This is a genomic window from Enterococcus sp. AMC1623 (genome assembly GCF_058216495.1).
Window position 1 is genome coordinate 1,980,983 of the sequence record NZ_CM177096.1, and the last position, 13,504, is coordinate 1,994,486.

13 protein-coding genes are annotated in these 13,504 nt (G+C 37.0%); 3 read left to right on the plus strand and 10 right to left on the minus strand.

The window, feature by feature from the left end:
- Positions 1-318: 318 nt before the first annotated feature.
- Genes sufB through sufC form a run of 5 tightly spaced genes read right to left on the minus strand, consistent with a single transcriptional unit; the run spans position 319 to position 5,497 of the window.
- Positions 319-1,710: a Fe-S cluster assembly protein SufB gene (gene sufB, locus AC4BC7_RS09640; protein ID WP_207871532.1), complete on the minus strand. Its 1,392-nt coding sequence runs from the start codon at positions 1,708-1,710 to the stop codon at positions 319-321.
- Between the two features lie 5 nt (positions 1,711-1,715).
- Positions 1,716-2,198 carry a Fe-S cluster assembly sulfur transfer protein SufU gene (gene sufU, locus AC4BC7_RS09645; RefSeq protein ID WP_490502739.1) on the minus strand — a complete coding sequence of 161 codons (483 nt, stop codon included), beginning with the start codon at positions 2,196-2,198 and terminating at the stop codon, positions 1,716-1,718.
- Complete coding sequence (locus AC4BC7_RS09650; protein WP_490502740.1) at positions 2,185-3,420, minus strand: cysteine desulfurase; 1,236 nt, start codon at positions 3,418-3,420, stop codon at positions 2,185-2,187. Before AC4BC7_RS09650 ends, sufU begins: the two co-directional genes overlap by 14 nt.
- The gene (gene sufD / locus AC4BC7_RS09655) at positions 3,417-4,709 is read right to left on the minus strand and encodes a Fe-S cluster assembly protein SufD (protein WP_207871535.1); all 1,293 of its coding nucleotides are present in this window, start codon (positions 4,707-4,709) and stop codon (positions 3,417-3,419) included. The genes AC4BC7_RS09650 and sufD overlap by 4 nt, the downstream gene beginning before the upstream one ends.
- Before the next feature lie 14 nt (positions 4,710-4,723).
- Positions 4,724-5,497: a Fe-S cluster assembly ATPase SufC gene (gene sufC / locus AC4BC7_RS09660; protein ID WP_207871536.1), complete on the minus strand. Its 774-nt coding sequence runs from the start codon at positions 5,495-5,497 to the stop codon at positions 4,724-4,726.
- A 162-nt stretch (positions 5,498-5,659) separates the two neighbouring features.
- Between sufC and AC4BC7_RS09665 the strand changes: the two genes are divergently transcribed.
- Positions 5,660-6,124, plus strand: a complete 465-nt coding sequence (locus AC4BC7_RS09665) for a GNAT family N-acetyltransferase (RefSeq protein WP_207871537.1) — start codon at positions 5,660-5,662, stop codon at positions 6,122-6,124.
- A 700-nt stretch (positions 6,125-6,824) separates the two neighbouring features.
- Here the strand turns inward: AC4BC7_RS09665 and AC4BC7_RS09670 are convergent.
- The 3 genes from AC4BC7_RS09670 to rpsO form a co-directional block, all read right to left on the minus strand.
- Complete coding sequence (locus AC4BC7_RS09670; protein ID WP_490502741.1) at positions 6,825-7,220, minus strand: hypothetical protein; 396 nt, start codon at positions 7,218-7,220, stop codon at positions 6,825-6,827.
- A 58-nt stretch (positions 7,221-7,278) separates the two neighbouring features.
- Positions 7,279-9,399, minus strand: coding sequence for a polyribonucleotide nucleotidyltransferase (pnp, locus tag AC4BC7_RS09675; protein WP_207871539.1), 2,121 nt, complete (start codon positions 9,397-9,399; stop codon positions 7,279-7,281).
- A gap of 429 nt (positions 9,400-9,828) precedes the next feature.
- Positions 9,829-10,098 carry a 30S ribosomal protein S15 gene (rpsO, locus tag AC4BC7_RS09680; protein WP_016174218.1) on the minus strand — a complete coding sequence of 90 codons (270 nt, stop codon included), beginning with the start codon at positions 10,096-10,098 and terminating at the stop codon, positions 9,829-9,831.
- Positions 10,099-10,400: 302 nt separating this feature from the next.
- Between rpsO and AC4BC7_RS09685 the strand changes: the two genes are divergently transcribed.
- Positions 10,401-10,691: a rhodanese-like domain-containing protein gene (locus AC4BC7_RS09685; RefSeq protein ID WP_207871540.1), complete on the plus strand. Its 291-nt coding sequence runs from the start codon at positions 10,401-10,403 to the stop codon at positions 10,689-10,691.
- Positions 10,692-10,884: 193 nt separating this feature from the next.
- Here the strand turns inward: AC4BC7_RS09685 and phnX are convergent, their stop codons facing one another.
- Positions 10,885-11,523, minus strand: coding sequence for a phosphonoacetaldehyde hydrolase (phnX, locus tag AC4BC7_RS09690; protein ID WP_490502742.1), 639 nt, complete (start codon positions 11,521-11,523; stop codon positions 10,885-10,887).
- 149 nt (positions 11,524-11,672) lie between these two features.
- On the opposite strand from phnX, the gene AC4BC7_RS09695 reads away from it, so the two are divergent.
- Positions 11,673-12,293, plus strand: coding sequence for an NAD(P)H-dependent oxidoreductase (locus tag AC4BC7_RS09695; RefSeq protein WP_207871542.1), 621 nt, complete (start codon positions 11,673-11,675; stop codon positions 12,291-12,293).
- Positions 12,294-12,342: 49 nt separating this feature from the next.
- On the opposite strand, the gene AC4BC7_RS09700 is transcribed toward AC4BC7_RS09695, so the two are convergent.
- Entirely contained in the window at positions 12,343-13,500 is a 1,158-nt protein-coding gene (locus AC4BC7_RS09700) for an AI-2E family transporter (protein WP_207871543.1), read from the minus strand.
- Positions 13,501-13,504: the final 4 nt, after the last annotated feature.

The following is a 13,504-nucleotide window of genomic DNA, read 5'->3' on the forward strand; positions in this document are numbered from 1 at the left end:
TCCTTCCTTTCATGGTATTCAATATTTTTACTCTACTTTACTTTTTTTAAACTTACGCTTGATTACAGCGATAGTTAGAATACATAGGCTTATTATATCATTGATACACTAAATAATATTACAATATTTAAATTATAATTAAGGACTCATAACAAGCTAGAAATGCCTTTAGACAAGGAATTCGGTTTATTTCGATTAATCCATATTCAAAATAGTGTACATTTATTCGAATATTATAGAAAATACTTTTTCTTTTAACAAAAGTAAAAAAGAGCCCAAAACATTGAATTAACAATGTTTTGATACTCTTTAAATTTATTAACCCACACTGCCTTCCATCTCATAACTAATCAATCGATTCAACTCAACTGCATACTCCATTGGAAGTTCTTTGGTAAATGGTTCGACAAATCCCATAACAATCATCTCTGTTGCTTCGCCTTCTGAAAGGCCGCGACTCATTAGGTAATATAATTGTTCTTCTGAGATTTTTGATACTTTGGCTTCGTGCTCTAGGGCGACTTGGCTGTTGTGGATTTCATTGAATGGGATGGTATCAGATTTTGATTGGTCATCCATAATGATGGTGTCACATTCGATATGAGAGATGGAACCTTTACTTCTCTTCCCAAATGTTACTTGTCCACGATAGTTCACTTCGCCACCGTCTTTCGCGATTGATTTGGATACAATCGAACTAGAGGTATTTGGGGCGTTGTGAATCATTTTGGCACCGGTATCTTGGATTTGTTTGGCACCGGCAAAGGCGATTGACAACATGGTTCCACGTGCGCCTTCACCTTCAAGATAAACGCTTGGGTATTTCATGGTTGTTTTGGCACCTAGGTTTCCGTCAATCCATTCAACGGTTGCGCCTTCCATTGCTTTGGCACGTTTTGTTACTAAGTTATACACGTTATCTGACCAGTTTTGGATGGTTGTATAACGGCAATATGCATCTTTTAAGGTAAAGATTTCAACAATCGCAGCATGTAAGCTATTGCTTGAATAGGTTGGTGCGGTACAGCCTTCTACGTAATGAACACTGGCGCCTTCATCAACGATAATCAATGTACGCTCAAACTGTCCTGTATTTTCGGCATTAATACGGAAATACGTTTGTAGTGGGACATCAACACGAACACCTTTTGGTACATAGATAAAGGTTCCGCCTGACCATACGGCTGAGTTTAATGCGGCTAATTTGTTATCGGTTGGTGGCACCAATTTTGAGAAATATTGTTTGAAAATCTCTGGGTATTCTTTTAATGCTGAATCTGTATCTGTAAAGATAATCCCTAATTTTTCAAATTCTTCTTTCATATTGTGGTAAACCACTTCTGATTCGTACTGAGCAGAAGCACCGGCTAAATAGGCACGTTCTGCTTCGGGAATCCCGATACGTTCAAAGGTTTCTTTGATTTTTTCTGGAACGTCATCCCAATCGCGGGCTGGTTTGTCACTTGGTTTTTGGTAATATTTAATGGCATTGAAATCAATATCTGATAAATCAGGTCCCCATTTTTGCATCGGCATTTTATTGAAGGCTTCTAATGATTTCAAACGGAATTCTAACATCCATTCTGGTTCGCCTTTGACACGTGAGATTTCACGGACGATATCTTCTGTTAGTCCTTCTCCGGTACTAAAGACTGGTTCCACATCATCGTGGAAACCATATTTATATTCTTCTAATTCAGGTACTCCCATGTTTCTCACTCCTTCTCTTCTTCATGCTTCATAAAGCCACTTTCGCCAATTCCTGTTTCAGGATGTTCTAAGGCTTTTTCTAAGGCTTTCCAAGCTAAAGTTGCACATTTAATTCGTGCGGGAAATTTTGCGACGCCACCAAGCATCGCTGCATCGCCTAATTTATCCAACTCTGGGACATCGTTTCCTTGGACTAATTGAGAGAAATTTTCGGATAACGCCATTGCTTCTGCCAATGTTTTGCCAAGTACCGCTTCGGTCATCATTGACGCACTAGCGGTACTGATGGAACAACCGTGTCCAGAAAAGGCAATGTCTTGAATAACGTCATCTTCCATATTTAATTCTAAATGGATAACATCACCACAGGTTGGATTGTTTAATTCGATTCGTTGATTTGATTTTTCTAAGCTACCGTGATGATGTGGATGACTGGAGTGATCCAAAATCACTTGACGGTATAAATTATCTAATCTAGATAGTGCCATGTTTGAAAAACTCCTTTGTTGCTTGAATTGCTTCCACTAAACGATCAGCATCTTCTTTTGTATTGTAAATGTAAAAACTTGCGCGAGCAGTTGCCGGAACATCTAAGTAATTCAATAACGGTTGGGCACAATGATGACCTGCACGTACAGCGACCCCTTCCATATCCAATGCGGTTGCCACGTCATGTGGATGAATACCATCTAAATTAAAGGCAATCACACCTGTATGGTCATCTGGATTTTGTGGTCCATAAACCGTTAATCCTTCAATCGCCTGTAATTTTGGTAAAACATATGCCACTAAACTTGCTTCATAAGCATGAATTTCTTGCATTCCTAGCGCTTCTAAATAATCAACAGCCGCACCTAAGCCAATTGCATCAGCAATATTGGGCGTGCCTGCTTCAAATTTCCACGGTAGTTCTTTCCATGTGCTTTCATATAAATGGACAAAATCAATCATTTCGCCACCAAATTCCACGGGTTCCATTTTCTCTAACCATTTGCGTTTGCCGTATAAAATACCAATTCCTGTGGGACCACACATTTTATGGGCACTAAACGCATAGAAATCAGCGTCTAAAGCTTGCACATCGACTGGCATATGTGGGACTGCTTGTGCCCCGTCGACCACCATCACTGCATCATGTGCATGCGCAACTTCTGCCAATTCTTTGACGGGATTAATCACACCTAGCACATTTGACGCATGGGCGACAGAGACAAGTGCCGTTTTATCTGTAATTTGACGTTTGGCATCTTCCATATCCAAAAAGCCTTCTGGTGTTAGTGCAATGTATTTCAATTTCGCTTTTTTACGAGCTGCTAATTGTTGCCAAGGAATAATGTTGGAATGATGTTCCATATACGAAATGACGATTTCATCGCCTTCTTGAACAAATGCATCCCCAAAACTTCGTGATACCCAATTTAATCCAGTTGTCGTTCCACGAGTGAACAAAACTTCTGCAGTTTCTTTCGCATGAATAAAACGACGAACTTTTTCTCTTGAGGCTTCGTAATCATGGGTCGCACGTTCTGCTAATGTGTGCACTCCTCGATGAACATTCGCGTTATTTCTATGATAATAGTCCGTCAAGGCTTGTAAAACAGCATCCGGTTTTTGTGTCGTTGCAGCATTATCAAGATAAACAAGCGGTTCATCGTTGACAATTTGATTCAAAATGGGAAATTCTTGTCGAAGATTTTGGGCATTGATCATGTGTTCAACTTCCCTTCAATAACATCAATTAATTCTTTTTGAACTTCTTTGACTGGAATCGCTGTTAACACAGATCCTAAGAAGCCACGAATAACTAAACGTTCTGCATCTTCTTTACGTAGACCACGACTCATTAAATAATACATTTCTTCTGGGTCAACACGACCAACACTGGCTGCATGTCCTGCGGTTACTTCATTTTCATCAATTAATAAAATTGGGTTAGCATCGCCACGAGCTTTATCTGAAAGCATTAAAACACGACTTTCTTGTTGGGCATCGGCACCTTTTGCTCCTTTTAGAATGTGACCAATTCCGTTAAATGTTAAGGTTCCACGTTCACGAATAACTCCGTGTTGTAAAATGTGACCAATTGAATGAGGTGCTTTATTGGTTACGCGCGTATCAATTGCTTGAATTTGACGTCCCGCACTGATTGCGACTGCTTTTACTTCTGAATGAGAACCTTCACCGACTAAATCAGAATCAAAATCGGCAACGATATTGCCTTCATTCATTACACCTAAAGCCCAATCGACAGAAGCGTCTCGCATGATATAACCACGACGATTCATATAAGTGGATAAGTTCACACCTAGTTGGTCAATCGCTGAATATTTCACTTTTGAACCTGGTTTAGCAATTACTTCAACAACCACATTCCCAGAAATTTTTTCAGCTTCTGCACCTTTTGTAATAAAACGTTCTAAATAGCTAAATTCACTGTGTTCATCGGCAACGATTAACACATGTTTGAAGAAATGTGTTGCTGCATTGCCATTATGATGGAAAACAGCTTCGATTGGTTCTTCAATGACAACATTTTTCGGTACATACAAGAACATACCACCATTCATAAAGGCTGCATGTGCTGCTGTCATTTTATCTTCATCCACTGGTACAGCTTTCGTCATGTAGTATTCTTTTACTAAATCAGAATGCTCTTGCATTGCTGTAAACAAATCGGTAAAAATGACACCTTGATCGATTAAATGTTGTGGAAGTTGTTCAAAAACAGTTGCGCCATCTTGTTGTACTAAAATTGGATGGTCGCTCATTTCGTCAAATGACGGAATAGTTCCTTCTACCACATTTTCACCATTCAATTCAGCTTCATCAATGTTCAATAATGGCCAGCGTTCATATTTCACACGTTCAATTACTGGAAATGGTAGTGCATCTACTTTGTCTAACGCAGCTTGACGCAATTCAAGCATCCAAGCAGGTTCTTCCTTTAGAGCTGAAAAAACGTTGACTGCGTCAAGATAGTCTTTCAAGTTGTTTTTCATATATCTTGACCTCCTTACGCTTCTTCTTCTTTGTAATCAATACCTAATTCCTTACTAATACCAGCATAACCTTCTGCTTCTAAACGACGAGCTAAGTCAGCGTCACCAGTCATTACAACGCGACCTTCCATCATAATATGCACAACATCTGGCGTGATGTAGTTCAATAGACGTTGGTAATGCGTAATGATTAACGAGCCAAAACCTTCGCCACGCATTTCATTAACCCCTTTTGCCACAACTTTTAGAGCATCGATATCTAAACCAGAATCAATTTCATCTAAAATAGCAAATGTTGGTTCTAACATCAATAATTGTAAAATTTCGTTCCGTTTTTTCTCCCCACCAGAAAAGCCTTCATTTAAGTAACGTTCTGCCATTTCTTCTGGCATATTCAATAAATCCATTTTTTCATCTAATTTTTTGATGAAATCCATCACAGAAATTTTGTCATCTTCTTCACGTTTTGCATTAATTGCCGCACGCATGAATTCTGCATTTGTAATTCCAGGAATTTCACTAGGGTATTGCATGGCTAAAAATAGACCTAAACGCGCACGCTCATCAACTTCCATTTCTAAAACATCTTCGCCGTCCAAAAGAATTTCTCCTTCAGTAACGTCAAAGTTAGGATTTCCCATAATAGCCGCAGATAAAGTTGATTTACCTGTTCCATTTGGTCCCATGATTGCGTGAATTTCACCTGTATTTAAAGTTAAGTTAACACCTTTTAAGATTTTTTTATCTTCAATTGAAACATGCAAGTTTTTGATTTCTAAAACAGACATTCCGTTCCCTCCAAATTCATTATTTATTCCTATTCATTGTAGACTAATTGAGAATGAAGTTCAAATACTGGAACTGAAAAAAACGCTTTCTAAAAAAATGAATACGTTTTACTTTAGAATTATTTCAAGTTTGATATACTATGGGAAAGGAGTGATTTTTATATGAGATACCAATTAAAACCAATTACCCAAGACAATTGGCGTGAAGCAGCAAACTTATCTGTTGCGGAAAACCAAAAAAATTTAATTGAAGAAAATCGTGATTCATTACTGGAAGCCGCTTATGATCGTTCGTTACAATGGACACCTATCGGATTGTATGTGGATCATAAAATGGTTGGTTTTGCGATGATTGGCGCTGAAAATACTACAGAGCGCTCAATTTGGTTTGATCGTTTTATGATTGATTATCGTCATCAAAAACAAGGATACGGACATGCACTCTTTCGTGCTGTTTTGAATTATTTAAAAGATCACTACAGACAAGTCGATACTATTTATTTAAGTGTGCACAAAGAAAATCTTAAAGCCTTTCCTTTTTACGAATCATTTGGCTTCACACATACAAATGAAGAAGATTCAAAAAATGGCGAACTAATTATGCAATGTACAATTACACGTAATTAAAAAAACTGCGAGAACGTTGTTAATAACGTTCTCGCAGTTTTTACTTACCCTCTAAAAACAAATGAATCGCTGGAGTATTTCTCTCTACGCCATATTGGTGTGATATTATTCAGTCACGCACCCAAGAAGACTGAGCCACAGGAGCGACCTGAAACTTTCTCTTGCTTTATACAGTTGTAAAAACAACCTTAAGTGCTGTCGATCACAACGGACCACAAATTTTACTCAAACATTCAGTCAATTGTCTACCATTCTAGGTTTAATTTCTGCCTTTGAGCTACTTTTACTCGTTTCTTACGTTATAGATTATTTCTAACCTTCACAGCATAGGAGTTAATTGGATCTTCCTTCGACTTTCTTAAAAATCCCTTTTTAAGCGCCAGCAAGGAGAGGCGAGAGTATTTCTCTACGCTTTTTATTCTCCTCCCCGTAAGCTACCATACCTTATATCTAGCAATATTTTGCATAATTCTTCGCCTTAAGGAGCTTTTACTCCTCGTTCATCATATGTCACCATATTTCTCAACTCATTACTTGACAGTATCCCATCAAGCAACAGCAAGGTCTGATCCCAAATTATCTACTGCACGTTGTTTAGACGCTCTGCACAGAGTTCATCGATTCATCTGTTTTCAAAGGGCAAGGAAAAGTATTATAGCATCTTTTATTCTTTTATACAAAAGTTTCCCTTTGATTGAAGCTAAACTTTTTTGACAAATTGATGGTGACAATTACTACAGGTCACTTTAATATTCCCTTTCCCTTTTGGTGCGCGTAATGGTTGTTTACATTCAGGACAACGAAAATAGCTATGTGTTTTGCGATGTTGGAACATTTCTTTTTTTTGTTTGAAAAAATTTGTGACTTTATTTTGAATGACTAAATATTTTTTATTTTCATTTGCTCGTACATAAATCTTTTTTGAAAAGAAGCGATAATAAGCCACAATAAGTAATACGTAGGCTAACCAACGAAATGAGCTAGAAAGTAACAATACAATTAATGCAATGATAATAAGCATTTTACCCAATGCATCAAAATGTCCATAACGTCCTTGCATGAATTTCATGATTTTTAATTTCCAATTTTGTTTCATAAGAAATCTCCTTTAAGATACATAAAAAGTTAGGATGTTGCCATCCTAACTTTTTTGTTTATTTCTCTTCTTTTGTTTCGTCTGCTAATAAAGCTTTTCTTGAAAGGTTCACACGACCTTGTTTGTCGATTTCTGTGACTTTCACTAAGATTTCGTCGCCTAATTTCACAACGTCTTCTACTTTATTGACACGTTCATTTGCTAATTGAGAAATATGGACTAAACCATCTTTTCCTTTAATTAAGTTTACGAAACAACCGAATTTTTCAATGCGGACAACTTTACCTAAGTAAACTTCGCCAACTTTGATTTCTTTTGTTAGATCTTCAATAATCTTAATCGCTTTTTTAATCATATCGGCATCCGCAGAAGCGATTGACACATTTCCATCTTGATCAATATCGATTTTAACGCCTGTTTCATCGATAATTCCGTTGATAGTGTCGCCACCTTTACCGATAACGTCTTTGATTTTCGCTGGGTCAATCTTAATCATTTCAATCTTAGGTGCATATTGGCTTAATTCTTCACGTGGTTCTGCAATTGTTGAAGTTAATTCTTCAAGAATTTCCATACGTGCTTTTTTCGCTTGCGCTAGTGCTTCACGTAAGATTTGTTCTGTGATACCTTGGATTTTAATATCCATTTGTAACGCAGTGATTCCATCTTTTGTTCCAGCCACTTTAAAGTCCATATCACCTAAATGGTCTTCTAAACCTTGAATATCTGTTAAAATTGTATAGTTTTCACCGTCAGAAACTAAGCCCATTGCAATCCCTGCAACTGGGGCTTTAATTGGTACACCGGCATCCATTAAAGCCAATGTGCCTGCACAAATACTTGCTTGAGAAGAAGAACCATTTGATTCTAAAACTTCCGCAACTAAACGAATTGTGTAAGGGAATGTTTCTTCGTTTGGAATTACTTGAGCTAATGCACGTTCACCTAATGCACCGTGTCCAATTTCACGACGACCTGGAGAACCAGCACGTCCAGTTGAACCTACAGAGAATTGAGGGAAATTATAATGATGGATGAATCGTTTTGATTCTTCCACACCTAAACCATCAATAATTTGATGTTCGCCTAATGGTGCTAAAGTACAAGCAGATAATGCTTGTGTTTGTCCACGAGTGAATAAACCAGAACCATGAACACGAGGTAATAAACTTACTTCTGATGCCAATGGACGAATTTCATCCAATTTACGGCCATCAGGACGAATTTTATCAATTGTAATCAATTCACGAACAACATCTTTTTCAAGGTCTTCAGCGATTTGTTTTACTTCTTTTGTTAATTGCGCAGCAGCATCTGCTTCTAATTCAGCTGCTTTTTCTGCATAAACTTCTTTGACAGTATCTTTTACTTTGTCAATTTCGTCTTCACGAGCTAATTTTTCTTCTGTTAAAACAGCTGTTTTCATTGTTTGATAATACGCATCGAAAATTTCTTTTTTCAAGTCTTCAGCAACTTGTAATAAAGTAACTTCCATTTTCTCTTTACCAACAGCGGCAACAATTTCTTCTTGGAAAGCAACGATTTCTTTAATTGCGTCATGTCCAAATAATAATGCCCCTAACATATCTGTTTCTGATACTTCTTTGGCACCTGATTCTACCATGTTTATTGCATCTTTTGTTCCTGCTACGGTTAATTCGATATCTGTTGCTTCTGCTTGTTCAACAGTTGGATTTAAGACGTATTCGCCATTTACACGACCCACATCCACACCGGCAATCGGACCATCAAATGGAATATCTGAAATTGATAATGCTAAGGAAGAACCTAACATTGCTGCCATAGAAGGTGAGCAATCTTGTTCAACACTCATTACGATATTTGTTACTTGTACTTCGTTACGGAAACCTTCCGCAAACATTGGACGGATAGGACGGTCAATTAAACGTGCAGTTAATGTCGCATCTGTACTTGGACGACCTTCACGTTTGATGAAACCTCCAGGGATTTTTCCTACTGCATACATTTTTTCTTCATAATTAATAGTTAATGGGAAGAAATCAGTATCTTTTGCTTCTTTAGAGGCAACAGCTGCACTCAAGACAACAGTGTCTCCATAACGGACTAAAACAGCCCCATTGGCTTGTTTTGCAAGTTGTCCGACTTCTACTTCTAGTGGGCGTCCGCCCCAAGTTGTTTTAAATACTTGCTTTGTCATAAGAACTCCTTTTCTACTGTGAGTCAAGGCTGCTACTAAACAAATGAAAACATTGAAATTTCAGTGCTTTCATTTGGTTAGTAGTAAGCCAGGCCAACAGTCACAGCGATTTTATTTTTTTGTTTTTTTGAAATTCATGATTTGCTTTACCCAAATCATGTTGTGCAACATAAGCTTTCTCTTCTGACCATCCTTTGGTACAAAAGGTTACTACCCTCGCTTTTGCTCAGCTAGTATTGTTCAACATCAGCTTTCGCTCGCCTTTCAGTTGGCGAATCGCTGTGTTTCGGTGGTACGGTTACTACCCTCGCTTTCGCTCAGCTAGTATTGTTCAACATCAGCTCTCGCTCGCCTTTCAGTTGGCGAATCGCTGTGTTTCACAACAAAAAAGTGAGATTCGGTTGAACCTCACTTTTCTCATTGTAATGATTAACGACGTAATCCTAAAGCTTTGATCAATTCGCGGTAACGCGCTACGTCTTTGTTACGTAAGTAAGCTAACAAGTTACGACGGTGACCAACTTTTTTCATCAAACCACGGTATGAATGGTGATCTTTTTTGTGTTCACGGATGTGAGCATTCAAAGTATTGATATCTTCAGTTAATACAGCGATTTGTACTTCTGGAGAACCAGTATCTCCTTCATGACGAGCAAATTGGTTGATGATTTCGTTTTTACGTTCTTTAGAAATTGCCATGTTTTCCACCTCTTTCGATTATTTCCCTGCAACTGAGTAAAACGTTGGTGATTCGTCAAACCAAGTGACAGGTGGTGCTTAACGCACAGATATACTTTACTTGATTCTCTCTAAAAAAGCAAGTTTCTATGTTTAATTTACGGAAAAACAATATTTATACAAACAAAACGTATGTTGTTCTATGTTTGATGTTGAAAACATTAAGATTTGTTTCATTATTTTTTCATCTATATACAAAAACGTTGCATATTTTCAAAAAAGCACATAAAATCAATTCATTCAAGAAAGAAAGGAATTTTTTTATGAATTCAATCAATGTACAAGACTTTCAACTGTTGCTAAATCAATCTATTGCTATTTTGGATATTCGTGATGCAAGTGCATTTAGCGAAGGTCACCTACCTGATGCTATTTCTATGCCGACAACTAGTTTGCCGAATCGTTTAAATGAATTAGATGAAAATACAACTTATTATGTGCTCAGTCATTCTGGTCGTCGTTCAGACATCATTGCACAATTTTTAAATAATCATGGATATAAAGCAATACATGTCATCGGTGGTATGAAAGCTCTTAGAAAAGAAGCTGCATAACACTAAAGAGCAACTGAGCGTTCTCGTTCAGTTGCTCTTTTTGCATTCATTTGATTTTTTATTTAGCATCGCAATAAACGCTGGCAATTCAGCTAAGTTATCAAGCACCGCATCTGCTCCCGCAACATAATATTCCTCACGCACACGTTCATCCAGCTCCTGTTTATCTGTTTCTGATAACTGTTGATACTCGTCAAAAGAATAACCCGCTAATGAACTGCCTTCTATTTAAACCTATCGAAAAGACACCTGCATTTTTGCCTTCTTCAATATCTGAAATCGTATCACCAATTTTAACAACATTTTGAACTGATGGTGTGCAAAAATGCTCTAAGATATGAAAAATCATATACGGTGCCGGACGACCAATTCCTTTTGTTAAATCAGGAGTTGCAATGAAATCTGGTTCATAACCTTGTTCAGCTGCAACTTTAGCAACAATTTTCATCATGTCACTTGTGTATCCTGTTGTACTGCCAATCGATATCCCCATCGCTTTTAATTGTTCGACTACCTCTAACACACCTAATTTCACGTCTGAATATTGATCTAAGGTTTGAAAAATCACGTCTTCAAATGTTTGATAGATACGATTAATATCGGTTTCTGTTGGTTCTTGTTCATGAACAGCTAACCACTCTTGAGCAATTCGCGGCATCTTTAACATAGTCATAATATGATCGTGTTTTTTTGTCCCCATTGGTAATCGAATTTCTTCTTTTGTTACTATTATACCTTCTTTTTTAAAGGCTTGGTAGAAGGCATCCACTGGCGCCATACATCCAAAATCAATTGTTGTTCCTGCCCAATCTAAAATTACGGTATTAATCATACATTCAAATCCTCCATATACGTTTTAATTAATTCTACAATAGATATTGCCTTTAGGCAGAAAAAAATCAAACAAATATATTTGAATTCCTTTTTTTATCTTGTATACTATTTTTAAGAACTTACTTACAAATTAAAAGGAGAGATTCTATGGCAACATTATTAGCGGTTAAAGCGCACCCAATGACAGATGAAGCATCAAAATCCATGAAAGTTTTTTATGCTTTTTTAGATAGTTACAAAAAAAGTCACCCGGAAGACGAAATCATTACATTAGATTTATATCATGAAGATTTTCCTGAAATTGATTATGATATTATGTCTGGTTGGAACGATTTACGTGAAGGCAAAGATTTTTCTACATTAACAGCAGAACAACAACGCAAAATTGCGCGTTTCAACGAATCAACAGACCAATTCTTAGCTGCTGATAAAGTAGTTATTGCAAACGGTTTGTGGAACTTAAACATTCCTACACGTTTGAAAGCATGGTTTGATACGATCAACGTTGCGGGAAAAACATTCCGTTACACAGAAGCTGGACCACAACCTTTAACAGAAGGCAAAAAAGCCTTGCATATTCAAGCGAGTGGTGGTGCTTATGAAGGACAGGATTTCGCTTCACAATATGTCAAAGGTATTTTAAACTTTATTGGCGTGACTGATTTCAACCAAATCTTTGTTGAAGGCGCCGATCATTTTCCAGAAAAAACAGAATCAATTATCAATGAAGCTATTGAAAAAGCTGAAGAAATTAGCTTAAACTTTTAGTCATCAAAAAAGCTAGAAACCTTGAAAAAAGGTCTCTAGCTTTTTTTGCTTATTCTTTTGATACAACTTCTGTTTCTTCTTCATATAAATTAGAAATGCGTTTGTACCATTCAAACACGTTAGCAATCACTACCTTAATTGCGGCATATGCTGGAATTCCCAAGATTACGCCCACTAAACCAAATAGTTTTCCAGAAGTTAATAGCACTAATAAAATCGTAACGGGATGAACCGATAACTGACTTCCTAGAACTAATGGTGAGATCACACGGCCTTCAATCGTTTGTTCAATAACAAATACAACCAGAACTTTCACTAATAACACTGGTCCGCCCACAATTCCTAAAAAGACCGCTGGAACAAGAGCTAAAAATGAGCCCAAATACGGAATTAAATTTAAGAAACCTGCTGCAATCCCTAGTGTAATGGCATAATCTAAACCGATAATTGAAAACCCAATCATAAACATAATTGCCACTGCAAAAGCTACCGTTAATTGTCCACGAATATAAGAAGATACTTGAGCGTTCATTTCACCCAAAACTTTCAAAGTTGGTTTACGCAATTTGGTTGGTAAAAAGCTGACAATATAAGGACCCAATTTTTTCCCATCTTTTAATAGATAGAATAAAATGAACGGCATGGTAATCACTGCGACGACAATGGATGCCACTGCCCCGAAGAAATTCCCCAGATTTTGGAAAGTAGTTTTTGATACATTTTGAATGACTTCTGTTAATGAGTTCATGAATTTTTCGCCAGATGCGGTCAATTGTTCTTGAACCTGACTAAAAATTGGATCAGAGAATAAATCATTCACTGTTTTTTCAACTACTTTGACATATTGTGGAAAATTATCTACAAAACTTAATGTTTGTTCTTGAATTTTTGGCACGATTACGACAATTCCCCATGCCAATAACCCTACTACTAAAACAAATAATGCAATAATACTGTAAATTCGTTTGATGCCTTTTTTCTCTGCAAAATCGACCACCGGATTCATTAAATAATACAATATTCCTGCTAAAATAATCGGTAAACCGACAATTGCTAAAAATTGTAGTACCGGCGTAAATAAATACGAGACGCGGGTAAATAGATTAATGATAAGTAGGACGAGCAAAACAATTAATAATGCGGTCACTACTTGATTATTTAAAAACCATTTCCAAAACCACGAAAGCGACTTATTTTTCTTTTCCATCGTT